General features: G+C 47.0%; 25 protein-coding genes. 16 read left to right on the top strand and 9 right to left on the bottom strand.

The window, feature by feature from the left end; all coding sequences use genetic code 11:
* The first annotated feature begins 104 nt into the window (after positions 1-104).
* The 12 genes from ACBP46_RS08470 to ACBP46_RS08415 all read left to right on the top strand — a co-directional run bounded on the left by ACBP46_RS08470 (position 105) and on the right by ACBP46_RS08415 (position 12,227).
* A complete protein-coding gene (locus ACBP46_RS08470) occupies positions 105-1,313 on the top strand; it encodes a Bcr/CflA family multidrug efflux MFS transporter (RefSeq protein WP_371016296.1) in 1,209 nt (402 codons plus the stop codon).
* A gap of 168 nt (positions 1,314-1,481) precedes the next feature.
* A complete protein-coding gene (gene rpmB, locus ACBP46_RS08465; protein ID WP_077733622.1) occupies positions 1,482-1,718 on the top strand; it encodes a 50S ribosomal protein L28 in 237 nt (78 codons plus the stop codon).
* Between the two features lie 39 nt (positions 1,719-1,757).
* Positions 1,758-1,925: a 50S ribosomal protein L33 gene (gene rpmG, locus ACBP46_RS08460; protein WP_371016295.1), complete on the top strand. Its 168-nt coding sequence runs from the start codon at positions 1,758-1,760 to the stop codon at positions 1,923-1,925.
* Between the two features lie 161 nt (positions 1,926-2,086).
* The gene (gene leuS, locus ACBP46_RS08455; RefSeq protein ID WP_371016294.1) at positions 2,087-4,744 is read left to right on the top strand and encodes a leucine--tRNA ligase; all 2,658 of its coding nucleotides are present in this window, start codon (positions 2,087-2,089) and stop codon (positions 4,742-4,744) included.
* Positions 4,745-4,751: 7 nt separating this feature from the next.
* Positions 4,752-5,363 (top strand): LPS-assembly lipoprotein LptE, encoded by a 612-nt coding sequence (locus tag ACBP46_RS08450; RefSeq protein WP_371016293.1) that lies wholly within the window; start codon positions 4,752-4,754, stop codon positions 5,361-5,363.
* A gap of 2 nt (positions 5,364-5,365) precedes the next feature.
* Positions 5,366-6,379, top strand: coding sequence for a DNA polymerase III subunit delta (holA, locus tag ACBP46_RS08445; RefSeq protein WP_371016292.1), 1,014 nt, complete (start codon positions 5,366-5,368; stop codon positions 6,377-6,379).
* Positions 6,380-6,417: 38 nt separating this feature from the next.
* Positions 6,418-7,698 carry a glutamate-5-semialdehyde dehydrogenase gene (locus tag ACBP46_RS08440; RefSeq protein ID WP_371016569.1) on the top strand — a complete coding sequence of 427 codons (1,281 nt, stop codon included), beginning with the start codon at positions 6,418-6,420 and terminating at the stop codon, positions 7,696-7,698.
* On the top strand, positions 7,698-8,120 hold the full coding sequence (locus ACBP46_RS08435) for a CopD family protein (protein WP_371016291.1): 423 nt from the start codon (positions 7,698-7,700) through the stop codon (positions 8,118-8,120). Before ACBP46_RS08440 ends, ACBP46_RS08435 begins: the two co-directional genes overlap by 1 nt.
* 5 nt (positions 8,121-8,125) lie before the next feature.
* Positions 8,126-9,589 (top strand): THUMP domain-containing class I SAM-dependent RNA methyltransferase, encoded by a 1,464-nt coding sequence (locus tag ACBP46_RS08430; RefSeq protein ID WP_371016290.1) that lies wholly within the window; start codon positions 8,126-8,128, stop codon positions 9,587-9,589.
* 323 nt (positions 9,590-9,912) lie between these two features.
* Positions 9,913-10,431, top strand: coding sequence for an RDD family protein (locus ACBP46_RS08425; protein WP_371016289.1), 519 nt, complete (start codon positions 9,913-9,915; stop codon positions 10,429-10,431).
* 22 nt (positions 10,432-10,453) lie between these two features.
* Positions 10,454-11,371, top strand: a complete 918-nt coding sequence (hslO, locus tag ACBP46_RS08420; RefSeq protein ID WP_371016288.1) for an Hsp33 family molecular chaperone HslO — start codon at positions 10,454-10,456, stop codon at positions 11,369-11,371.
* Positions 11,372-11,492: 121 nt separating this feature from the next.
* Positions 11,493-12,227 (top strand): TadE/TadG family type IV pilus assembly protein, encoded by a 735-nt coding sequence (locus ACBP46_RS08415; protein ID WP_371016287.1) that lies wholly within the window; start codon positions 11,493-11,495, stop codon positions 12,225-12,227.
* On the opposite strand, the gene ftsB is transcribed toward ACBP46_RS08415, so the two are convergent.
* The 7 genes from ftsB to ACBP46_RS08380 all read right to left on the bottom strand — a co-directional run bounded on the left by ftsB (position 12,203) and on the right by ACBP46_RS08380 (position 19,792).
* On the bottom strand, positions 12,203-12,499 hold the full coding sequence (gene ftsB, locus ACBP46_RS08410; RefSeq protein ID WP_371016286.1) for a cell division protein FtsB: 297 nt from the start codon (positions 12,497-12,499) through the stop codon (positions 12,203-12,205). The two genes, ACBP46_RS08415 and ftsB, sit on opposite strands and share 25 nt — an antisense overlap.
* 51 nt (positions 12,500-12,550) lie before the next feature.
* The gene (eno, locus tag ACBP46_RS08405; RefSeq protein ID WP_371016285.1) at positions 12,551-13,837 is read right to left on the bottom strand and encodes a phosphopyruvate hydratase; all 1,287 of its coding nucleotides are present in this window, start codon (positions 13,835-13,837) and stop codon (positions 12,551-12,553) included.
* A gap of 112 nt (positions 13,838-13,949) precedes the next feature.
* Complete coding sequence (gene kdsA / locus ACBP46_RS08400; protein ID WP_371016568.1) at positions 13,950-14,792, bottom strand: 3-deoxy-8-phosphooctulonate synthase; 843 nt, start codon at positions 14,790-14,792, stop codon at positions 13,950-13,952.
* Positions 14,793-14,843: 51 nt separating this feature from the next.
* Positions 14,844-16,493 (bottom strand): CTP synthase, encoded by a 1,650-nt coding sequence (locus tag ACBP46_RS08395; protein WP_371016284.1) that lies wholly within the window; start codon positions 16,491-16,493, stop codon positions 14,844-14,846.
* Positions 16,494-16,560: 67 nt separating this feature from the next.
* Positions 16,561-18,372, bottom strand: a complete 1,812-nt coding sequence (locus ACBP46_RS08390) for an aminopeptidase P family protein (protein WP_371016283.1) — start codon at positions 18,370-18,372, stop codon at positions 16,561-16,563.
* A gap of 63 nt (positions 18,373-18,435) precedes the next feature.
* Positions 18,436-19,089, bottom strand: coding sequence for a 3-oxoacid CoA-transferase subunit B (locus ACBP46_RS08385; RefSeq protein ID WP_371016282.1), 654 nt, complete (start codon positions 19,087-19,089; stop codon positions 18,436-18,438).
* Positions 19,090-19,099: 10 nt separating this feature from the next.
* Positions 19,100-19,792 carry a CoA transferase subunit A gene (locus ACBP46_RS08380; RefSeq protein WP_371016281.1) on the bottom strand — a complete coding sequence of 231 codons (693 nt, stop codon included), beginning with the start codon at positions 19,790-19,792 and terminating at the stop codon, positions 19,100-19,102.
* Between the two features lie 644 nt (positions 19,793-20,436).
* Between ACBP46_RS08380 and ACBP46_RS08375 the strand changes: the two genes are divergently transcribed.
* From ACBP46_RS08375 to ACBP46_RS08365, 3 genes are read left to right on the top strand one after another with little or no spacing between them, the layout of a single operon-like run.
* Positions 20,437-20,754 carry a response regulator transcription factor gene (locus ACBP46_RS08375; protein ID WP_371016567.1) on the top strand — a complete coding sequence of 106 codons (318 nt, stop codon included), beginning with the start codon at positions 20,437-20,439 and terminating at the stop codon, positions 20,752-20,754.
* Positions 20,735-20,887: a LuxR C-terminal-related transcriptional regulator gene (locus tag ACBP46_RS08370; RefSeq protein ID WP_371016566.1), complete on the top strand. Its 153-nt coding sequence runs from the start codon at positions 20,735-20,737 to the stop codon at positions 20,885-20,887. The genes ACBP46_RS08375 and ACBP46_RS08370 overlap by 20 nt, the downstream gene beginning before the upstream one ends.
* Before the next feature lie 53 nt (positions 20,888-20,940).
* A complete protein-coding gene (locus ACBP46_RS08365; RefSeq protein WP_371016280.1) occupies positions 20,941-22,587 on the top strand; it encodes an electron transfer flavoprotein-ubiquinone oxidoreductase in 1,647 nt (548 codons plus the stop codon).
* Between the two features lie 46 nt (positions 22,588-22,633).
* On the opposite strand, the gene ACBP46_RS08360 is transcribed toward ACBP46_RS08365, so the two are convergent.
* Positions 22,634-23,905: an MFS transporter gene (locus ACBP46_RS08360; RefSeq protein WP_371016279.1), complete on the bottom strand. Its 1,272-nt coding sequence runs from the start codon at positions 23,903-23,905 to the stop codon at positions 22,634-22,636.
* 241 nt (positions 23,906-24,146) lie between these two features.
* On the opposite strand from ACBP46_RS08360, the gene ACBP46_RS08355 reads away from it, so the two are divergent.
* Entirely contained in the window at positions 24,147-24,779 is a 633-nt protein-coding gene (locus ACBP46_RS08355) for a C40 family peptidase (RefSeq protein ID WP_371016278.1), read from the top strand.
* A gap of 61 nt (positions 24,780-24,840) precedes the next feature.
* Here the strand turns inward: ACBP46_RS08355 and ACBP46_RS08350 are convergent, their stop codons facing one another.
* Positions 24,841-25,170 (bottom strand): DUF2325 domain-containing protein, encoded by a 330-nt coding sequence (locus ACBP46_RS08350; protein ID WP_371016277.1) that lies wholly within the window; start codon positions 25,168-25,170, stop codon positions 24,841-24,843.
* Positions 25,171-25,303 lie beyond the last annotated feature (133 nt).

Here is a 25,303-nt window from a genome sequence, read left to right as displayed (position 1 = left end):
TGCAAAATTAAAATTTTGCTAAGCACTAAAACATGGATGATGCGTATCGTTTGCTCTACAAGTGCATGCTACTATGTAGGGTTTCTGTATTTGATGTTGGAATTATGTCTACCTCTAAACCTAAACGTCATTTATCCAATACGATTCCGTCTTGGTTAATACTCATGGGGCTGCTTACTGCATTAGGGCCTCTAGCAGTAGACATGTACCTTCCTGCCTTCCCTCAGATTGCAGTCGATTTGGCTACCTCCGAAGGACGCGTAGAACGCACTCTTGCAAGCTATTTATTTGGTATGGCTTTGGCCCAGCTTTTTTATGGGCCTATAGCAGATCGTTTTGGTCGTAAGCCTCCTTTAGTTTTCGGCGTACTGCTTTTTAGTATTGCTTCGGTTGCAGTGGCCTTTAGTCAGGACATAGAGCACTTAACATTATGGCGTATAGTGCAAGCTTTTGGGGGGGCCTCTGGGGCCGTCATACCCCGCGCTGTAATTCGAGACCATCTCGAAACACGTGACGCTGCCAAGGCGTTATCGATGATTATGCTCATTATGGGAGCCACACCTATTCTAGCCCCCATTATTGGAGGCCAGGTTTTGCTTTTTGCAGATTGGCGTTTTCTGTTCCATATAATGACCTTATGTGGTGTCGCTTTATTGATTAGTACTCTTTTTACTATGAAAGAAAGCTTAGATAAAGCGCACACCATTCCTTTGCGTCCAGGCCTTATTGCTAAAAACTACAAAGAACTCTTAAAACACCGCGGTTTTTTGTTTTATTCACTTACTGCGGCTTTTGGCTCTGCAGGGATGTTTGCTTATATTAGTGGTGCTCCGCGCGTCTTTATTAGCGCTTTTGCAGTACCTACAACATGGTTTGGCGTTTTATTTGGCTTAAATGCATTTTGCCTTATTGCCGCCTCGCAAATTGGAGCTCGGTTACTAAAATACTATTTACCTCATCGTATTTTAGCTGTAGCCCAAACCATACAGTTCAGCACCGTTATGATTGGCTTAGTTTGCACTCTTCTAGGTATAATAAATGTCTTTGGGGTTATGGCAATTTTGATGGTGTTTATGGCTTGCCAGGGTTTTATCAACCCCAATGCTGCAGCATTGGCCCTTTCAGCCCAAGGCCATCGTCTTGGCGTTGCTTCAGCCCTGATGGGCACACTACAAATGCTTTGTGGTGCCTTAGCAGGTCTAGCAGTCAGCTCTTGGCACACAATCTCTGCCGTGCCTCTGGTGGTTGTACTTAGTGCTTGTGTCACTATTTCGTGGTTTTCGGGCCGAAAAGCCTTGAAAGAAATGGCGTGATGCTTGCTTTGCCGCCATTTTTTATATTAGAATGTATTGTTTTATGAACTACTTAGACTAAATCAGAGCAAAAAAGATTTCTTTGATTTGGTTTGTGCTTTAATGCGCCCGTAGTAACGATTTTACTGCAAGCGCGGAAGCCGATTTAGACTCTAAAGGGGTATAACCATGGCACGCGTATGCCGAGTTACCGGAAAAGGCCCAATGGTGGGCAATAATGTTTCTCACGCCAACAACAAAACCAAACGTCGTTTTTTGCCAAACTTGCAATCTCGCCGTTTCTGGGTTGAAAGCGAAAACCGCTGGGTACGTTTACGCGTATCCACCCAAGCTCTACGCTTGATCGACAAAAACGGTATTGAGTCCGTTCTTGCAGACATGCGTGCTCGCGGCGAACGCGTTTAATCGCTCGCTTCATCTCACAGCTAGTTAAAGGAATACATCATGGCTAAAGGAATCCGCGAGAAAATTAAACTCGAATCCTCCGCAGGAACTGGTCACTTCTACACCACAACCAAAAACAAGCGCAACACACCTGAAAAAATGGTCATCAAAAAATTTGACCCTGTAGTGCGCAAACACGTAGAGTACAAAGAAACTCGTCTGCGTTAATACCCAGGTATTACCCAGCGAGACTACGGCAAAAAGCCCTGCAATTGCAGGGCTTTTTTGTGGTTAAATTATTTAGCTCTTGCAACACTGGCACAAGCGCTTTTGCCCCGTATAATGTAAGAGTTCTTTTTATTCATACCTTACTTGGTAGCTCAAATCTCATGCAGGAAAGTTATAATCCACAACAAGTCGAACGCGCTGCCCAACAAAACTGGCAAGATCGCGACGCTTACCGCGTTGTAGAAAACGCTAAAAATGCCGATGGCAGCTTAAAACCTAAATTCTATGCATGCTCCATGCTGCCCTATCCCAGTGGCAAATTGCATATGGGCCATGTACGCAACTACACCATTAACGATGTAATGGCGCGCCAGCTTCGACTTCGTGGCTATAACGTTCTCATGCCTATGGGTTGGGATGCTTTTGGTATGCCTGCCGAAAACGCAGCCATCAAATCTCAAGTTCCTCCCGCAAAATGGACCTACGACAACATTGCATACATGAAAAAGCAAATGAACGCTATGGGTCTAGCCATTGATTGGTCGCGTGAAATGTGTGCTTGTGATCCCGAGTACTATAAATGGAACCAATGGCTGTTCCTAAAAATGCTCGAAGCCGGCATAGCCTATCGCAAAACCCAAACTGTGAACTGGGACCCAGTAGATCAAACCGTACTCGCTAACGAGCAAGTTATTGACGGACGAGGTTGGCGTTCTGGTGCTTTAGTAGAAAAGCGCGAAATCCCAGGTTACTACCTAGCTATTACCAACTACGCAGACGAGCTCTTAGATCAAGTCCAAAACAATCTACCCGGTTGGCCCGAGCGCGTACGCACAATGCAGGAAAACTGGATCGGCAAAAGCTTCGGTGTGCGCTTTGCTTTTACACATGACATTAAAGATGAGGCCGGCAACCTAATCCAAGACGGCCGCATGTATGTGTTTACCACACGTGCTGACACGATTATGGGCGTGACTTTTTGCGCTGTAGCTCCTGAGCACCCCTTAGCTACCCAAGCCGCCCGCTCTAACGCTGAATTAGCGGCTTTTATTGAAAAGTGCAAACAAGGCGGTCAATCCGAAGCCGACATTGCCACGCGCGACAAAGAAGGTATGCCTACCGGTTTAACCGTTACCCATCCTATTACTGGCGCACAAGTAGACCTTTGGGTTGGGAATTACGTGCTCATGTCTTACGGCGATGGTGCTGTAATGGGTGTACCCGCCCATGACGAACGCGACTTTGCTTTTGCTTTAAAGTACCAAATCCCTATTAAACAAGTCATTCAGGTAGGCGAACAGCTCTTCTCCGACCAACAGTGGCACGACTGGTATGCCGACAAAGACAACGGTGTTACTGTTAACTCTGGCGATTACAACAACCTGTCTTCTGCCGAAGCCATAGACCGCATTGCCGCCAATCTCAGCCAGCAGGGTCTAGGTGAAAAGAAAACCACTTATCGTTTACGCGACTGGGGTATTTCCCGTCAACGCTACTGGGGCACACCCATACCCATCATTCACTGTACAGACTGTGGCCCTGTGCCTGTACCTGAAAGCGATCTGCCGGTTATTTTGCCCGAACACCACATCCCAGACGGCAGCGGCAACCCGCTTAACAAAGACGAAGCCTTTCTCGCCTGCTCTTGCCCTAAATGCGGCAAAGACGCACGCCGCGAAACCGATACCATGGATACATTTGTGGACTCATCCTGGTATTTTATGCGTTATGCCTCACCCAAAAATGACCAGGCTATGGTGGACGAGCGCAACGATTACTGGATGCCTATGGACCAGTACATTGGGGGCATAGAGCACGCCGTCTTGCATTTGCTGTATGCACGCTTCTGGACCAAAGTGATGCGTGATTTAGGCTTAGTAAAATTCGACGAGCCCTTCACCAAGCTGCTTACTCAGGGCATGGTCCTGAATCACATTTACAAGCGCCGTACCCCCCAAGGCGGCATCGAGTACTTCTGGCCCGATGAGGTTGAAAACGTCTACGACGAAAAAGACAGCATTATTAGCGCCCGCCTAAAATCCGATGGCTCTGAGGTCAATTATGATGGCATAGGCACCATGTCTAAATCCAAAAACAATGGTGTTGATCCTCAGCACTTAATTGATGAAATGGGTGCAGACACAGCGCGCTTGTTTGTCATGTTTGCTAGCCCTCCCGAGCAAACGCTAGAGTGGGCCGAATCCGGCATTGATGGCGCTAACCGTTTCTTGCGTCGTCTTTGGAATTTCGCCCACAAACATCAAGCCCAACTTAAAGCGGGTGTGGATCAACCTGTACCTAACGACTTAGAGCCTGCCGCAAAAGAGTTACGCCGCGAAATCCACAGCATCTTAAAGCAAGCAGAATACGACTATCAGCGCATTCAGTACAACACCGTGGTGTCAGGGGCAATGAAAATGCTCAATACCCTTGATCATGCAAAACTGGCAGATTCCCCCGCCAATCAAGCGGTACTGGCAGAGTGCTACTCCATTTTATTACGTGTGCTTTACCCTGTTGTGCCACACATTACATGGAATCTCTGGCAAGAATTAGGCTATGCTAGCGCCCAAGGCGATCTACTTGATGTCACTTGGCCCCAGGTTGATGAGGCCGCTTTAATTGCTGATGAAATTAACTTAACCCTCCAAGTCAACGGCAAACTTCGTGGTACGCTCACTGTTGCTAGCTCTGCTGATAAAGCTGAAATAGAACAGGCCGCAGTTCAACACGAAGCCGCTCAGCGTTACCTCGAGGGCCGTGAACCAAAACGTATTATTGTGGTACCAGGTCGTTTGGTTAATATTGTTGTAGGGTAATGCCATTATGCTTAGCACCGTATTCTCTTTTTTCACAAAACGTAGTGGACTGCTCTGCAGTAGTTTACTGGTGCTAAGCTTGGCCTTAGGTGCCTGCGGCTTTAAACTCAAGCAGGCACATCCCTTACCGTTTACCACCCTCTACACCAATATTTCAGACAACTCTGCTTTTGGTGCCCAATTACGTCGCGTATTAAGCGTAAACTCTCCGTCATTACGTTTTGTATCGCAACCCGAGCTAGCCCAAGTCCAACTCATCCAAGAACAGTTGCAACGCTCAGTTCGAGACTTATCGCTCGACCCCTCAGGCCAAGTCGAAAATTACGAGCTCCATCTAGAGCTTATCTTCAGTTTAATCGATGCCGCTGGACAAGCCATTCTGCCTCCTACTGTTTTGAGTTCTACGCGTGAAATACCCAACTCACCCACCAACTCCGAGGCTAAAAATCAAGAAATGGAGGCATTATTCCAAAACATGGAAATGTCTTTAGTGGACCGCGTTATACGTCGTCTTAGTGCCTCGGATATTACCGAGGCTTACGAAGCCAGCCAGCGCTCGGCCACGCCGTCTAACACCCCACGAGCACAACCTCCGGCTTCCGCAACGTCGTTCAACTAACTGTGGCTACTACTCGCTTATCTCTTACTCCACTACAAAGCTACTATTGCATTAGTGGTGATGAAATTCTTTTGCACGTCGAGGCATGCGATGCTATTCGGCATGCCGCCACAGAACAAGGCTTTAACGAACGTCATCGCTTTGTAATGGATGGACGCAGTGACTGGACTGAGGTCTTCGAAGCCAGCCAAGCCCTATCACTTTTTGGCGATAAACGCCTAATAGACATCAGTATCCCAACGGGTAAACCAGGTCGCCAAGGCAGCGAAGCCATTGTGCAATTAGTAGCACAACAGGACCAACCAGCCTCCGATACTGTTTTTTTGTTCCAACTACCCCGTTTAGATCGCAGTACACGCTCAAGCAAATGGGCCAAAGCACTCGAGGCAAACAGTCAGTGGTTAGATGTTCCTACTATCTACAAAAACCAACTGCCCAATTGGCTGCAACAGCGTACTCAACTCAATCAGCAACAGTTAGATACGGAAGCTCTACACTGGCTTAGTCAACAAGTCGAAGGCAACTTGTTAGCAGCCCATCAAGAAATCCAAAAGATGGCTTTGCTTTATCCCCAAGGGATGCTTAGTCTTGAACAAGTACAAGCTGCTGTTTTAAATGTAGCCCGTTATAATGTATTTGACTTACGCGAAGCCATGCTTTTAGGGGATGCCAAACGTGCCTTAACTATATTGCACGGTTTACGTGGCGAAGGCGAAGCCCTACCATTGGTATTATGGGCTATAGGGGATGAAATTCGTCTTCTTGCAGCGCTATCCGCTTTGCAACAAACCGGAGGCAATCTGCAAAATGCACTGCGTGCTCAGCGCGTTTTTGGCCCTCGTGAACAACAGCTCATGCGCTGTCTACAACGTATTGCTCCCCAAGCATGGCCTGCCGCCGTTCGACATGCTCATGAAGTTGACCAGCTCATCAAGGGGCTTTCTGTTCCGGGTTGCTTAGACGACCCATGGGAAGAAGCCGCTCGCTTGTGCTTACGCATTGCCTTAGCCCACTAGGTATAGGCATTCTTATCATTCGTTTTTACTACAACGCTATGACCGAACAGAATCAAGATCAATTAACTCAAGAGATGCTAAAAATGGGCCGCCAAGCTCGCGTTGCATCTCGTATTGTACGCAATGCGTCTGACACAAAAAAATCCAAAGCGCTTTTAGCTATGGCCGATTTGCTTGAGGCAAATAAAACCTATCTTCAGGCTGAAAATGCAAAAGATATTGCCGCAGCAGAAAAAAATGGTCTAGAACCTGCTCTTGTTGATCGCTTAAAACTCTCTGATCAAGCCCTGAACACCATGGCCACCGGTTTGCGTCAAATTGCCGCAATGCCAGACCCTGTAGGCGCGGTGGGCCCAACAACTAAACGTCCAAACGGAATGGATGTAGCCCAAATGCGGGTCCCACTTGGGGTCATTGGTATTATTTATGAATCCAGACCCAACGTTACCATTGACTCTGCAGCCCTTTGTCTTAAATCGGGCAATGCTACTATTTTGCGTGGGGGTAGCGAAGCCTTTTATTCCAATCAAGCCCTAGGCCAAATTATCCAACAAGGTCTGGCAGCAGCAGGCCTACCAGAGCACGCTGTTCAAGTCGTCGCCACCACCGATCGCGATGCAGTAGGTCACCTAATTACCATGACCGATTACGTGGATGTGATTGTGCCTCGTGGCGGTAAAGGTCTAATAGCCCGCCTTAGTGCTGATGCCAAGGTGCCGCTTATTAAGCATTTAGATGGAAACTGTCACGTCTATATCGATAAAGACGCAGACGTTTCAAAAGCGCACCGCATTGCCATTAATGCCAAAACCTATCGTTACGGCATTTGCGGCACGATGGAAACCTTATTAGTCCACCATGAAATTGCCCCAGCAGTGCTACCCGAGCTAGCACAAACCTTACAAGACATGCAGGTTGAGCTGCGTGGCTGTGAGCGCACTCGTGCTTTGCTTAGCGGCGTAAATCCCGCCGACGAGTCTGACTGGGAAACCGAATACCTTGCGCCCATCCTAGCGATACGTATAGTCAATAGCCTAGACGAAGCCATGGACCATATCGAGCAATACAGCTCTGAGCATACTGAATCCATTGTCACTGAAAACCTAACCACTGCGCGCCGTTTTCAACGTGAAGTCGACTCTAGCTCCGTCTATATCAACTTACCGACGTGTTTTGCCGATGGCTTTGAATACGGCTTAGGCGCAGAAATTGGCATTTCCACCAACCGCTTGCATGCACGCGGTCCAGTCGGCCTAGAAGGCCTAACCACTCAAAAATGGGTGCTCACGGGTGATGCTCAACTACGTGGGCAAAAATAATGGCCTATCTTTGGGTTAAAGTTTTTCATATTTTGATGGTGACTTCGTGGTTTGCCGGTCTTTTTTATTTGCCACGTATCTATGTCAATTTAGCGCAACAAACTGAGCCTGCAGCGCAAACCGTATTAATCGGTATGGCGCAGCGTCTCTTTAGGTTCATGAAACCACTCGCTCTACTCACCATTATTACGGGCCTAATCCTCTATTTAGGTTTCGGTGTAGGTAAAGGCATGGGCTGGATTCATGCCAAGCTGTTACTAGTATTCGCTTTATTGCTTTATCACTGGCATTGTGGACGCATACTTCGTCTTTTTAAAGCCGGCACAAACACCAAAAACCACGTGTACTATCGTTGGTATAACGAAGTTCCGGTCTTACTGCTGCTCTTAGTCTTAATTCTTGTTGTCATTAAACCTTTTTAATTTGTATGACCTCTACCCCTAAAAAAACGCTGACTCTCAAAAAAAAGCCCCGCACCACTGACGGCGACAGCTCTGTGCCCCGTCAACGTTCGGGTGCTCGTGCTCGACAAGCTCAGCAAATGCAGCGTTTGCGTGACAACACTCCCAATAGCACCACACCAGAGAGCACGCCGGTCTCTCCTGCGCAAAGTCGCCCTAAAGTCACAGCTAAACCACAGCGTGCACCAAGCGGCTATGCTCCGGCCAGTAAACGACCGGCTAAATCCTCTCTCCCTAAACGTCATCGAGTTGAAGGCCCTAAAATCCAAGCCCGATTCACGGCACAGCGCGATGACGAATTCACTTTATTTGCACCGTGCCCAGTTGGTCTTGAAGAAGCTCTTGCCACTGAGCTACAAGCTCTAGGCTTCGCCGAGGTATCCCAAGGCCGAGCTGGCTGCCATTTTTCAGGTGATTGGCATGATGTACTACGAGCGAACCTTTATTCGCGCCTAGCAACGCGTATTTTGGTGCAAATGGCTTTTGCCAAAATTCAAAATGAAGACGAACTCTATGAGTTAGCGTACCAAACCCCTTGGGAAAACTGGTTTGGCGCTGAACAAACGCTGCGCGTTGATACCTCAGCCATACGCAGCCCTTTCCAAAGTCTTCAATATGCTAACTTGCGTGTAAAAGATGCCATCTGTGATCGCTTGCGCGACCGCGAAGGGGCACGTCCTGATATTGATACCGTAAGACCTGATGCTAAAGTCCATGCGTTTTTAAACGAAGACTCCGCTACGCTCTATATAGATAGCTCAGGAGAGTCCTTATTTAAACGGGGTTGGCGTCACGATAAAGGGGATGCGCCTTTACGTGAAAACCTAGCATCGGGGCTGTTAGCTCTAGCTGACTGGGATCCCAATCAACCTTTGATCGACCCCTTTTGTGGTAGTGGCACTATTCTTATCGAGGCCGCTTGGATTGCCTTAGGAGCGCCACCCGGAATAGGGCGTCCTTTCCATTTTGAACGCTTGCGTCATCATGACGCCCGTGCCTGGCAAGACCTCAAAGCCGAAGCCCGTGCTCACATCGCCCCAGAAATTGAGGTGCCATTGCTGGGCAGCGACTTAAACCCAGGTGCTATTGCTGCTGCGCGCGCCAACTTAGCGCGAGCCCACCTGCACTCTGACACCATTCAATTTGAAGTCAAAAATGCTCTGGATATCCAACCCGTTGCCTCTAAAGGCTGGATTATTACCAACCCCCCTTATGGCGAGCGCCTTGACGATACAGATACTGAGTTCTGGTCCGCATGGGCAAGTCATCTTAAACGTAATTTCAGCGGTTGGAGCGTGAACGTCATTACGAGCGACTTGGAGCTGCCATCTAAACTGCGTCTAAAACCAAACCGCCGTTTTCCACTATTTAACGGCCCCTTAGACTGCAGACTGTTTAATTTCCAAATGGTGACAGCCAGCAACAGATAGCTAGGTAATTAACTACTCACATTGAAATATCAAGGGTTAACCCCTATAATAGGGTTAATACTTATTTTAATGTGAGTAATTATTATGTATTAGCAAAATTCTCATGATATGCTATTAACAGACGACCTAGAACGTCGTCTTATTCAACACGCCGTAGAGCACCAAGAGCGTTTACGCCCTTTGCTAACACTAAAAGCGTGGTTTAAGCAGCTGTTTGCCTAGTTTTTTCATATAGTGAATCTCCTTTAAGCTTCAGTGGCCGCACATGCGCTAGTTTCTCCTCCTAGCACCTAAACAACGGCGAGTTAGATTATAATTTCGCCATGTCTGCTGAAGCTTTTTTCCCCCTCCCTACTCCCTCCCGCTGGCGCCGCTTTTTATGCATGGTGTACGAAGGCATTTTGCTTTTTGGCATTGTGTTTGGTGTTTTGCTGGTTTTTGACTCCCTCACCCAAAGTCGTCATGCTTTATTTTTGCGTGATGCACGTCAGGTCATCCTGTTCCTAAGCATAGGCCTTTATTTTTTATTGTGTTGGCGTCGTACAGGCCAAACTTTACCCATGAAAACATGGCATATGCGTTTGCAAATGGCTGACGGATCCAAGCCCAGTTGGCTCAGGGCCGTATACCGTTACCTATTGATGTGGTTAATTCCGTTGGCTTTTACTTTAGCACTACAGTTTGCTGCCGCTATGACCAGCCAGCCTGCTTTGCTTTTGTTCATTGTCTTCACCCCGTTAAGCCTATTTATCTGGACATGGTTCGATCCAGATCAACTTTTTTTGCACGATCGCTTAGCAGGGACTCGAATTGTGGACCTTCGTCCCCATATAAATAAATAAGACTCTTTTTTACGCTACCACCATGACAGACCAACTCAATAAATACCTTTTCGCTGATCAACTAACACGTGCCCAAACCGTAGAGCTTCAACATACTTGGCAAACGGGCCTAGAGCATCAGCATTACCCAGAAAGCGTACGCAATTTACTGGGTGAGCTTGCGGCGGCAGCAGTGCTGTTAGCAGGCAACTTAAAACTTGATGGATCGCTAGTATTACAAGCGCAAGGCGATGGCCCCATTGCATTGATGGTGGTCGAATGCACATCACAATTTGAAATTCGTGCAACCGCTACACTGCGCGAGGATGCGGTTATACCTGAAAATGCCGATTTGCAAAGCTTGCTGAATACCTATGACAATGGACGTTTTATTGTCGTACTTGAGCCCAAGCCTGGTACCGATATGCAACCTTATCAAGGCATTGTGCCTCTGCAAGGCGAAAACCTAGCAGAAGTGCTGGAAAACTACATGAAGCACTCTGAACAGCTAGATACAAAAATTTTCCTAGCGGCAGATGCTAACAAAGCAAATGGTTTGTTGTTGCAGCGTTTGCCCGGTACTGGCGGCTCCATCGAAGGCACAGAGGCCCCCGAGGAACCCAGTTGGGAACGTGCGCAACAGTTGGCCCAGACCATTAAAAATGAAGAGCTACTTGAGCTGCCTGCTGCTGAGCTTATTCATCGTCTATTTTGGCAAGAGGACCTATTACAACTAGAGCCTACCGATTTACAATGGCACTGCCCATGCACACGCGAACGGGTAGCAGACATGCTACAAATGTTAGGTCGTGATGAAATTGAATCCATCTTGTCCGAACAAGAATACATAGAAGTAGCATGCAACTTTTGCGGCAAACCCTACCATTTTGATGCCGTAGATAGCGCTCAGCTTTTTATTGCAAAATCCGATCAGCCGGAATCGAAAAAAACACTGCATTAACCTAAACCCAGCTTTGACAGACCCTGTTAATTAACAGGGTCTTTTACATTAAGACGGGTTTATTTGTCCAAGCACAAGTCACAACTAGGCGCTGTGCATGTGGGTATGCATACTTAGGTGTATGGCATACACCACTTATACCCACTCACAGTCAGGGGCTACATTAGCTGAAAGCAGCCTAAGCTTGCTGATTTTTTGCTTAATTTTTTTAGGCTTAATTGAAAGCGCCCATTGGCTGTTGCTTAGACAGGCTCTTAATCAGGCCTTATTTAATACAGCGCGTATTGCCGTCACACAGCAGGCTCACCCTCAAATAATACAGCAAGCCTTTGAAGAGCAACTGCAATCTTTACGCTCCTTTGTACGGCCTGCATCACATACTTACTGGCGAATCCAGCATCATTCACTTGCCCAATCCAATGGGCCGGTACGCCACAGTTATCAAGCCCTACAATACACCCAAGGTAATACGGCCATTTTTGATCAAAACACCTTAGTGCTGCAGTTGCTGTATGCCCACAAACCATTAACTCCCCTAGTGCGCACAGTTATAGCATGGACACATACTTGGCAACACACTGAGCATGCCGCTCTAGCCCAATATGGTTTGATTCCTATCGTTACAGAACTCCAACTACCTATGCAGTCTAATCAGTCCACGCCTTACTCGGGACAGCGCACTGCTCGCGCATTAAATGATGCCACTACTGCTGCGCAATTGCGCCCAGCCCCCCTCAGCTCGTTAGGGTGGAATACAGTTGACTCGGGTTGGTTATCGCCATGGGCTCCTAGGTCTGATCCTTTCATTCCAGAAGCCGCCTGTGACGGAGATCAGTGTTGTGGGCCGCTTTTTTGATTTGTACCTAAAATTTGCACGAACACTTCGCCCTGCTTAATCATACCTTGTTCAAACCGGGCTAGTTCTTCGATGGCGGACGAGCCATCACGCAAGTCTTGGACTTCGGCTGACATGGCATTATTGCGCGCCAGGGAAGCGTCATTAAGCTCTTGCTGTTCATTAATTTTTGTTTGTAATTCAGCAATACGGCTTACGCCATTATCCCCTAGCCATAGCTCATAATTGAAATAGAACAATAAGCCTAAGAGAAATATAAAAATCAAACGCATAATCTAGCGACAACAAAGGGCTGATATTTCAGCCCTTTGCCTTAACCCTTATTAACGTAGGTTATAAAAAGCATCGCGACCTGGGTAAGAGGCCACACCAGAGAGCTCTTCTTCAATACGTAATAACTGGTTGTATTTAGCCATACGATCGGAACGAGATAAGGATCCGGTTTTGATCTGCATAGCATTTGTCGCTACAGCGATATCAGCAATGGTGGAGTCTTCGGTTTCACCAGAGCGATGTGAAATCACAGCGGTGTAACCATAACGTTTGGCTAACTCGATAGCAGCAAAGGTTTCAGTCAACGTACCAATTTGATTAATCTTGATCAAAATGGAGTTACCTACGCCACGATCGATACCTTCACGCAAAATTTTGGTGTTGGTCACGAACAAATCGTCGCCTACGAGTTGTACTTTTTTACCCAAACGATCGGTAAGGATTTTCCAACCTTCCCAGTCGTCTTCTGCCATGCCATCTTCGATGGAAACGATGGGGTATTTATCACACCAGCTTTCTAGCAGATCAACCAGCTGCGTAGCGTTTAGGCTGATTCCGCCCTCGCCCTCGAGGTGATAGGCACCATCGCGGTAAAACTCGGAACTAGCACAGTCCAGAGCCAATGCAATTTGTGTACCGGCTTCGTAACCGGCTTTATCAATAGCCTGAAGGATCAACTGAATAGCTGCTTCGTGGTTTGTGACGTTTGGGGCAAAACCACCCTCGTCACCCACCGCAGTGGACATGCCTTGGGCATGAATTAAATCTTTCAACGCATGAAAGACCTCTGCACCCATACGCAAGGCTTCACGGAAGCTTTTTGCACCGATAGGCATGATCATGAACTCTTGCATATCAAGGGTGTTGTTAGCGTGTGCGCCACCGTTAATGACATTCATCATGGGAACAGGCATTTGCATAGCGCCACTGCCACCGAAGTAACGATACAGCGACAAACCGCAATCATCTGCTGCCGCACGTGCGACTGCCATACTAACTGCTAGCATTGCATTAGCGCCTAGACGACTTTTGTCTTCAGTGCCATCTAAATCTAACAAGGTTTGGTCAATGAAGTTTTGCTCTTGAGCATCTAAACCAATTAGCGCCTCGGCAATATCATTGTTAATGTTTTCTACAGCGCGCAATACCCCTTTACCTAAATAACGGGCCGCATCGCCATCACGTAACTCTAGCGCTTCGCGCGTTCCTGTGGAGGCTCCGGAAGGTACAGACGCACGTCCCATAGCACCGGACTCTAATAGCACGTCACACTCTACGGTGGGGTTGCCACGCGAGTCTAAAATTTCGCGACCAATAATATCTACAATAGCACTCATGAAATGTAGTCCTTGCTGTACAGCAATAACGCTAATAAATGAAAAACGTAATAATTACGCTTAGGAAATAAAGTTGCCCCTATTGTACAACCAGCTATGGTAAATAATAGCCTTAATCCAGCATCCCCGAGGTTTTTACAATAGTATCAATTTCTTTTAAATGGCGCAGCAATGCCGCCATTTGATCTAAAGGTACAGCATTAGGACCATCAGAGCGGGCCTGATCTGGATTAGGGTGTGTTTCCATAAACAGCCCTGCTAAGCCTGCAGCAACAGCAGAACGGGCCAGCACAGAAACAAACTCACGTTGTCCGCCAGATACATTGCCTTGAGCCCCTGGCAACTGAACCGAATGCGTGGCATCAAAGACTACTGGGCATTGCGTTGCACGCATAATAGCTAGCGAGCGCATATCCGAGACTAAGTTGTTATAGCCAAAGGAAGTGCCCCGCTCACACACCATAATAGTGTCCCCATCGCCGCCGGCATCCAATGCCGCTGCACGGGCTTTGTCTACCACATGTGCCATATCGTGAGGCGCTAAAAACTGCCCCTTTTTAATATTGACAGGTTTTAAGGTTGCGGCACAGGCTTGGATAAAATCGGTCTGTCTACATAAAAAGGCCGGTGTTTGCAGCACATCGACGACGGCAGCCACATCATCCACTTGGTCCTTTTCATGAACATCCGTTAATACGGGCACCCCAAAGTGTTCACGCACATCAACTAAAACTTGCAGACCTTCGAGCACCCCCGGGCCACGATACGACGCCCCGGAACTTCGATTCGCTTTATCAAACGAGCTTTTATAAATAAAAGGAATGCCTAGCTCGTCAGTAATTTCTTTGAGATAGCCCGCCGTATCAAATGCCATTTGACGAGACTCAATAACACACGGACCAGCTATTAAAAAAAAAGGTTGGTCTATACCAACGGTAAAACCACATAATTCCATCATCATTCTCACAAAAACAAGCACCGCATAAAGCGGTGCATGATGAAACGATTACGAATTGGCTTTATGGGCAAGCGCAGCTTTAATATAGCTGATAAAGAGCGGATGACCATCGCGTGGAGTTGAGGTGAACTCGGGATGGAATTGCACGCCCATAAACCAAGGGTGCACATTGGCCGGTAACTCCATGATCTCGGGCAGACTCTCGTTAGGGGTACGCGCGCTGATGACTAAACCTGCTTCTTCGAGACGAGGCACATACACATTGTTGACCTCAAAACGATGGCGATGACGCTCGTTAACAACGGGGCCATAAATTTCATAAGCCCGAGTACCCTGCTTAACTGGGCATTCTTGAGCCCCTTTACGCATCGTACCGCCTAAGTCTTCGTCCCCAGTACGATGCTCTACTCGACCTTCGCGGTCTTTCCACTCGGTAATTAAAGCGACCACGGGATGAGCAGCAGAAGGATCAAATTCGGTGCTGTTAGCGCCACCCAAGCCAGCCACATGACGGGCGTATTCGATTACCCCTAACTGCATACCTAAACAAATGCCTAAGTAAGGCACTTGGTTTTCACGCGCATAGCGTACCGCTTGGATCTTGCCTTCGGTGCCTCGTTTACCAAAGCCACCGGGTACCAAAACAGCATCAAAACCCTCGAGACAACCTGTACCATTTTCCTCGATGTCTTCGGAGTCAATGTATTCAATTTGCACTTGGGTTTCAGTATGAATACCCGCATGCGTCAAGGCCTCGGACAAGGATTTATAGGACTCTGTTAAATCAACGTATTTGCCAACCATAGCAATACGCACTAGGTGCTTAGGATTTTTCAAGGTATGAACTAAGCGATCCCACATGCTGAGATCAGCAGGGGGAGGTGATAGCGCCAACGCATCACACACTAAGTTGTCTAGGCCCTGACTATGTAGCATAGAAGGTATTTCATAGATGGTTTCGGCATCTTGAACAGAAATAACGGCATCCAGAGGCACGCTAGAGAACATAGAGATCTTGGCACGCTCGTCATCAGGAATTTCACGGTCAGCACGACACAAAATCGCATCGGGGTACAAGCCAATTTCGCGCAGCTTTTGCACAGAGTGTTGCGTAGGCTTGGTTTTAAGCTCGCCCGCAGAAGGAATAAATGGGACTAAGGTTAAATGTACTAACGCCGTGTTATTGCGCCCCAAACGTAAACGCATCTGACGAATTGACTCAAGAAACGGTAGTGATTCGATGTCACCGACCGTACCACCAATTTCCACAATGGCTACGTCTGCCTCGCCATTAAACGCGGCCTTTGCGCCTCGGGCAATGGAGTCTTGAATTTCATTCGTAATATGAGGAATCACCTGAACGGTTTTTCCTTGGTAATCCCCACGGCGCTCTTTGCGTAGTACGGTTTCGTAAATTTGACCCGTTGTGAAGTTATTGAGCTTGTGCATACGCGTCGTGATGAAACGCTCGTAGTGGCCTAAGTCTAAATCGGTTTCAGCGCCGTCTTCGGTAACAAATACCTCGCCGTGCTGAAAAGGACTCATTGTGCCTGGGTCTACGTTAATGTAGGGATCAAGCTTCAGCATGGTCACGCGTAAACCACGCGACTCAAGAATGGCGGCGAGGGAGGCAGCCGCAATACCTTTACCTAAGGAGGAAACAACCCCTCCGGTAACAAATACGTATTTGGTGGTCATTGTGAATAGCAATCCTGACTTGGATCAGGCAAGAACTGGAAATTTGAATTATAACGGTTAGACCGGCCTAGTTGGAACAATTTGTTGTAGCCAAAGGTTGAGTTGCCTGCTCTAACCAAGCCAAGGCCGAGCCCGACAAACGAGGCGCTAAGCGCTCATACACATGCTGGTGATACTGATTTAGCCAATGTAGCTCGGTCAGAGTTAACAATGAAGTCTCAATGCAACGGGTATCAATTGGACACAGCGTCAATGTTTCAAATGCATAAAACTCTGCAAATTCGTTGTGTAAATGCTCCACACAAACAATGAGGTTTTCAATACGAATACCCCATTGCCCTGGTCGATATAGACCTGGCTCATTTGACGTAATCATACCTGGCTGCATCGCCACAGCTTGACTGCCCGGCCGTGTACGCCAAGAAATCGACTGAGGTCCTTCATGGACATTTAAAAAATACCCCACGCCATGACCTGTACCATGACCAAAATCTACCCCTGCTTGCCACAGCGGCATACGTGCCACCGTATCAAGCTGCTGCCCTGTTAGCCCTTTAACAAATACCGCTTGCGATAAAGCAATCATACCTTTTAACACCAAGGTGTAATCGCGTTTTTGCTCGGAAGTAGGCGTACCCACTGGGATAACACGAGTAATATCAGTAGTGCCCCCTAAATACTGCCCACCGGAATCAATTAACAATAAGCCGTCCCCTTGAATGGTGGCATAGGCCTCGGCAGTGGCTTGGTAATGTGGCATGGCCCCATTCGGGCCAAAAGCGGCAATAGTCCCAAAACTAGGGGAAACAAAATGAGGTTGACGAGCTCGCGCTGCCGTAATTTGTTCATCCACCTCTAGCTCTGTAATGGCACGCTGCTGAATGGTTTGCTCAAACCAAGCAAAAAACTCACATAGCGCTGCCCCATCCGCCTCCATGGTTTGACGTACCTGTTGCACCTCGGCAGGCAGCTTACACGCTTTAGCTAAAGTGGATGGATTTGGGGTTTCGATGAGTTGTACTTGGGAAGCGGCCGCTAATGTACCTACCGTTACAGCATGGGGTGCTACCAGCAAAGAAGAGGAATGGGGTAAAGCAGCCAATGCGTGTGAGAGCTGCTCGTATGGCAACACACTAATCTGATGTTGGGTTAAATAATGTTGAACCTCATTTGTAATTTTGTTGGCATCCACAAACAAAATCACGTCATCTAAAGTGAGCAACACATGTGCCATAAACACAGGGTTGTAAACCACATCGTTGCCGCGTAAATTTAATAGCCACGCAATATCATCTAAGCTAGACAGCAAATGGGCACTAGCGCCCAAGCTTTGCATACTAGCTCGTACATTTTGGACATTTTCCTCTACGGTGCGCTGACAAAACGGTGCAGCATGAATTTGAATCGCTGCCTTGGGCAATAGTGGGCGATCAGGCCAGATTAAGGCCAGTAAGTCTTTGGACTGATCCAATGTAAACTGATGCGTTAGGGCGAGCTCCTGCCATGCCCGCGACTGCGCTAGAGCCACGACTTGACCGTCGTAAGCAATGACTTGATTCGGTTGCAAATGCTGCGCTATCCACTCCATCATGTCGGGAGTTTCTGGGTCGCCCCAGCGCATCAACTCAAAGCCTGACCCCTGCAAATCTTCAGCGGCTTGTACCCAATATCGGCTGTCTGTCCATACCCCCGCAAACTCTGCTGTCACTAGTATTGAGCCCGCCGATCCTTTGAAACCACTTAACCACGCTCGGCCTTGGTAATGATCGGGCAGATACTCAGACAAATGGGGGTCGGAGCTTAGGACCACATAAGCATCTACCCCAGCGCGCTGCATTACTTGACGCAGAGCTTGCAAACGAGAGAAATAAACAGACATAAATGACTCTTAAAAACAAACAGGCACGCAAACTGGCGTGCCTGTCTGGAAACACATAATAAATTAAGCCACGGCAGAGACATCTAAGTTCACGCCTGACTTAGATTGAATCTCATCAACAGTAACCCCATCGGCTAACTCCAAGACCTTGAGTCCCGCCTCGGTCACCTCAAGCACACCTAAATCTGTAATGATAAGGTCGACCACCCCAACCCCTGTCAATGGTAAGGTGCACTCGGGTAGAATTTTCATGGACTCGGTACCGTCTTTAGAGCGCGCAACATGATCCATAAGAATCACTACTCGCCCTACGCCTGCAACTAAATCCATGGCCCCACCCATGCCTTTTACCATTTTGCCAGGAATCATCCAGTTGGCTAGGTCGCCCTTTTCTGACACCTGCATGGCACCGAGGATAGCTAAGTTGATCTTACCACCGCGAATCATGCCAAATGAATCGGCAGAAGAGAAAAAAGACGAACCGGGTAATGTAGTCACCGTCTGTTTGCCTGCGTTAATAAGATCAGGGTCAACTTCATCTTCAGTAGGGAAAGGCCCAATGCCTAATAGTCCGTTTTCAGACTGCAACCACACTTGCATCCCTTCAGGCACATGGTTGGCAACTAACGTAGGCATTCCAATGCCTAAGTTAACGTAAAAGCCGTTTTCTAACTCTAGAGCAGCACGAGCTGCCATTTGTTCTCTAGTCCAAGCCATTTTTAACCTCCTAGCGAGTGGTGCGCTGTTCAATACGTTTTTCTGGATTTTCGTTTAACACAATACGATGCACAAAAATGCCAGGTAAATGAATTTGATCGGGGTCTAGCTCGCCCACCTCTACAATTTTCTCGACCTCAACCACCGTAACTTGACCAGCTTGGGCTACGTTAGGGTTAAAGTTTCTGGCGGTTTTATGGAAAATGAGGTTACCGCTACGATCTGCAATATGCGCTTTAACTAGCGAAACATCGGGGGCAATAGCACGTTCCATCACGTATTGTTTACCCTCAAACTCGCGCACCTCTTTGCCCTCGGCCACTATGGTTCCTACACCAGTGGCAGTAAAGAATGCAGGAATACCCGCCCCCCCTGCACGCAAACGCTCGGCCAAGGTACCTTGGGGAGTGAACTCAAGCTCAAGCTCTCCGGCTAAATACTGACGTTCAAACTCTTTGTTCTCGCCGACATAGGAAGAAATCATTTTTTTGATTTGTCTTGTTTCCAACAGCAGTCCTAGGCCGAATCCGTCTACCCCCGCATTATTACTAACGCATGTTAAATCCTTAACACCCGTATCGCGTAAGGCCGCAATCAGCGCTTCGGGAATTCCACACAAGCCAAAACCACCTACCCCGATGGTTTGCCCATCTGCTACCAAGCCCTCAAGAGCTTTGGCAGCGCTGGCATAGACCTTATTCATAATGACAGCTCCTCTATAAGTATGTGCTCAAAAACAGCAATTACAGGTATTAATTTATTTAATTAGTTGTTGCTTTGCAGCAAACTCTTTCTACTTATGAGTATATACAGTTGAGCCCAAATCTAAAAGCATGAAAGAGCAGAATAAAAAAGCCTCACTATTTAGTTAATCAACTTGAAAGTGAAGCCTTTTTAAATGAACCCTGCAAAACTTAGCTATGTAGTTGCAGCGGCCTGATTCCACAAGAGATTTTTTTGAATTTTCCCTGTTGGGGTTTTAGGAATTTCTGCCACGAACACCACTTTTTTAAGAGCCTTAAAACGTGCAAGGTGCTGTAAACAGTACTACTGATCTTGATCAAACCCTAGCTAACATCACAGAAACAGCGTTACGATCAGGGACTAAAATTCACCGCATGAGGGGCTTTTCCGCAAAAGCATGGGTTTAGCAATTAGTAAATCCTTAATAGAACAACTGGGTGTAGAACGTTGAGTCTAGTCAGCCCCAGAACCAGACACCTGTTTTTCACCTTCAATTAAGCTTGCACTCCATCTTTAGAGGAACAGTGCATTTATTTCAACTATAGCAACCAATGCTTTTGTATATATTGTGGACTATAGCGCCGATACACCAGATACATTGTGATGGATCTACATATGTTTGGCCTAAACGGGCTGGATGCCCTCAAGAAACTTTCGGACTATGGCATTACAATGCCATTAATAATGATTTCAGCCCATGACCGTATTGAAACCGCTGTTCAGGCATTACAACAAGGTGCTGTCACTTTTTTAGAAAAACCGTTTGATGAACAAAAGCTACTTGATTATATTTATGCGGCTTTAGAACAAGACAAACAAAATCGTATAGAATATCAGGAAACCTTATTAATTAAGCAAAAATACCAGAGTCTAACTAAACGCGAAAACAGGTCTTTTTCATATAGCACACGGTTTATCTAATCACGAAACAGCAGATGTCTTAGGTGTTAATCGTAAAACAATAGAAGGACATCGTGCTAATCTGATTCAAAAACTAGAGCTTGAGTCATTAGCGCAATTAGTACAGTTAGCAATACGGCTCCAAATCATTTAATCGCTTCATTCTATTATCATAAAAACATTAACCCTTTGTCTTGGAGAAAACCCATGTCTGAACGTGAATCGATGGAATACGACGTAGTCATCGTAGGGGCTGGCCCAGGGGGATTATCCACCGCTATTCGTCTTAAACAGCTAGCTGCCGAAAAAAATCAAGAACTCAGCGTTTGTGTATTAGAAAAAGGTGCCGAAGTCGGTGCACATATTCTGTCTGGGGCCGTCATGGACCCTATCGCGCTCAATGAGCTTATTCCTGATTGGCAGGCGCGTGGTGCGCCATTAACAGTAGATGTTACACAAGACCAGTTTTTATTTTTAACTGAAAGCAAAACCCGTAATACGCCCTCCTGGCTTTTACCCGACTGTTTTAAAAATGAAGGTAATTATGTGGTGCGTTTGGGCGAAGTCGCCCAATGGCTCGCAGAACAGGCAGAGGCACTAGAAGTCGATATCTTTCCGGGCTTTGCTGCTGCGCATGTGCTTTACAACGAAGATGGCTCAGTACGCGGTGTTTTGACTGGGGATATGGGTATCGCACGTGATGGCACTCATAAACCAGACTACCAGCCTGGTATGGAGCTTCTAGCTAAATACACTATTTTTGCTGAGGGTTCCCGAGGCCACCTAGGTCGTGAGCTAATAGAAAAATTTAAATTAGATGCCGGTAAAAACAGCCAGAGCTACGGTATAGGCATTAAGGAAATGTGGGAGGTAGATCCCTCACAGTCACAGCCCGGTTTGGTGATCCACACAGCTGGCTGGCCCTTAGATGCCGACACATATGGCGGTTCATTTTTATATCATTTAGATAATAATCTTGTCGTCGTCGGCTTGGTAGTGGGTTTGGATTATGCCAACCCGTGGCTTTCGCCCTTTGAGGAGTTCCAGCGCTACAAAACTCACCCCGCTATTAAACCCACCTTCGACGGAGCAAAACGAATTGCTTACGGAGCCCGCTCGCTAACGGCTGGGGGGTTATTGGCTTTACCCAAATTTGTATTCCCTGGCGGGGCCATGGTGGGCTGTGAGGCTGGATTTTTAAATGCATCGCGTATCAAAGGCAGCCATGCTGCTATTAAATCCGGTATGCTTGCCGCTGAGGCCGCATTTGCTGCTATCACTGCCGGACGTCAACACGATGAACTAAGCGCTTATACCCATGAGTTTGAACGCTCTTGGCTTTACGAAGAGCTCAACAAAGCACGAAATTTTAAACAATGGTTTAAAAAAGGTCGTACTGTGGGGACGCTTATGACCGGCATAGAGCAATGGCTACTTAAAGGCAAAATGCCATGGTCAATTACCAATCACAAACCTGATCACGCCACGCTACAACCCGCTGCCTTATGTACGCCTATCGAATACCCCAAGCCAGACGGTGTATTAACTTTCGATAGATTAAGTTCTGTGTATTTATCGAATACGAATCACGAGGAAGACGAACCGGTTCATCTCACCCTTAAAGATCCCACCGTACCAGTACGCGTAAATTTAGCAGACTATGCAGGCCCAGAAAGTCGGTATTGTCCTGCAGGGGTATACGAGTTTATTACTGATGAGTCCGGAGCGGACCATCTACAAATCAATGCGCAAAACTGTGTGCATTGCAAGACCTGTGATATTAAAGACCCAAGCCAAAATATTGTTTGGGTTGTGCCTCAGGGCGGCGAAGGCCCTGTTTACAGCGGTATGTAAGCCTGCACCAAAGCCAGGTCTGTTAATAGGCTTGGCTTTGGTTGTATTATGAGTTCGTTTGGGCAAACTGCACAGCACGCAAACGCCACAGCCCCATTAAAAAAAACACCCCAGTACATGCCAAGGCCAAGCGATGATTGCCAGCACTGAGCCAGGTAATCAGCCCATAGGCGAGCGGCCCTACTATTGCAGCAAACTGCAAAGCAAAAGCCCATAATCCATACATTTCAGCTAAACGGTCATTGGGTGCCAAAACCCCTACCATGGCACGACCTGCACTTTGGCTACTGCCAATACAAAGCCCCGCACAGGTGGCTGCCAGCCAAAATCCGGCTATTGTGTGGGTGGTCGCGGCAATCGCGACCATAATTATCCAACCACATAGTGTTAAGGCTAGCGCACTTTTATGCCCGATTTTATCTTGCACATGACCAAAAGCTAAAGCGCTTATTGCTGCTGCAATATTCACTATAAATATCAGCATCATGGTCTGTTGCATGCTAAAGCCCATCACTTGAGTGGCATAGACCGAAGATAAGATAATAACCACAGCAATGCCCGCGTGATACCATGCCCCGCATAGCAATAATTTAAACAAGTTGGGGTGATCACGCCTACACTGCGTTAAGCTTAACCATACTTGGCTCAACATAAACGACGATGAAGGCAAATGGCTAGTATTACGCCGACGTTGACGCAAAAACACCAAGGCAGGTAACGCCATAACAAGAAAAACAACCGCAGTTAAAATCATTACCCATGGCACAGAGTATTCTGGTCCAAGCCCTTGATGATCAAAAAATGCCACGATGGCAATAGCTAAGCTAAGTGTTAATAAGCCGCCCAAATAGCCAAACCCCCACCCCCAGCCTGAAACACGCCCTAGCGCCTCACGCTTTGCTATTTCGGGCAAAAAAGAAGCGATTAAGGCTTCACCCAAACCATAGCCATAATTTGAAAGCAGCAAAAACACAACAGCCCACACTACATAACCCGGGCCAGAAAAAGCCAAACAAGCTGTGGTCACTACACATAACAAGGTACTAAAAAACAACATCCATTTTTTACTGCCTTGGCGATCAGCACGAGCGCCCATGGCTGGCAAACTGAGCATTAACAGCAAATACGATACCGACAACGTTAAAGTTAAAAGCAAGGTAGCCCATTCGTATTCCTGTGCAACCACCCCCACAAAATACGCACTAAATACAGTGGTAATCACTACGGTGGTATAGCCAGAGTTTGCAAAATCATACATAGCCCAGGCATATAATTCTCTGGGCTTTACCTCGGGTTGCAAGACACCTTTTGTTTCCATTTTCTGCTCTTTATTTTTCACTAATTAGGCCATATAACCCGAAATTAACCGATTAACTGCGTTTTTTTACACAAAATATGTCTAGTTAGGGCATTTACGGTTTACCTAACTCTTTTGCTTAGGTAAACTGCTACGTTGGTATTGTTCAATTTGCCAGAAGTTGACTTTTTTATCGTTTTGTAACGATACAACGTTCTGATTTGTCCCACCAACAAAGCAAGCCATAACAGTCAATAATTTTATGTCATCACTACTCCGCCTCCTTAGCCCTGTTCGCTTCGGTTTAGTTCTCGCTGTGTTAGTATTAACCGGTTGCGCTACCACCCAAGGGCCAGATTCCGCCGAAGCCGAAGCACTACTTGCCCAGCTCAATAAAGAATACCACTACGACACACAGGCCGACCCGCTAGGTGCTTATTTAGCTAATCGCGGCCGCTCAGATGTTATCACCACCTACAGCAAACCACAGGACACCCCACAAAATTCGCAGCATCATTTTGCAAACGCTGCACTAGATTTTCTAGGGGTAAAGTACCGGTTTGGTGGCACCGCCCCATCCAACGGCTTTGATTGTAGCGGCTTAGTTAACTACGTTGCAGAAAAATCATTGGGTTTAAAACTGCCTCGTACCTCGGCCGAGATGGCTCGTCTAGGTAAAAACATCAACAAGCAAAGCCTTCAAAAAGGCGATTTAGTCTTTTTTAATACCAGTGGCAAACGGTATTCGCATGTTGGTATCTATCTAGGTGATAACAAATTTGTTCATGCGCCACGCACAGGTGCTGTGGTCCGTGTCGAGGACATGACTATTGCCTATTGGCAAAAACGCTATAACGGGGCACGTCGCTTATCAAGCGCAAGCACCAATAACTAGTCTTAATACCCATTAAAAAAGCAGCCTAAATTAGGCTGCTTTTTTTGTATTCAAACTAACTTTAATGCAATTGTTTATAGGGGCAATTTTCGCAAAAGCCTTCTTGTTGTAACGCAGCTTTAACGCTACACACCGAGCGTCTACAAGCCACCACCTTTACGCCTGAACGCTGCGCCGCTGCACGAAACGTCTTCATCACATTATGACCCAAGAAATCTGTTAATAAAATCAACAGTTCCGTGCCGGAAGGCAAAGCTAAGGTCTTTTTTTGATGCGAAGGATCGCGACCGCTAATGTGTTGCTTGATCTTAATATTATGCGTCTGAAGCAAGGCTGGAATGTTTCCCAACCGATCAGCCCCGACAATAACAGCACTTACACGTTGTGACATAACCAGTCTCCACTAAATGAGTTTATGACAAATGATAATCATTCTCATTTAGATTGTCAATCAGGTGTTTATTTAAAAAAAAGCTAACTATGTATTAGTTAGCTTTGTGGGGTAAAGGTCCAGAAAAATACAG

Origin of the sequence: Paenalcaligenes hominis (genome assembly GCF_041359055.1) — a bacterium.
GTDB classification, from domain to species: domain Bacteria; phylum Pseudomonadota; class Gammaproteobacteria; order Burkholderiales; family Burkholderiaceae_B; genus Paenalcaligenes; species Paenalcaligenes hominis_A.
This window is presented reverse-complemented; position numbering and strand designations above follow the sequence as displayed.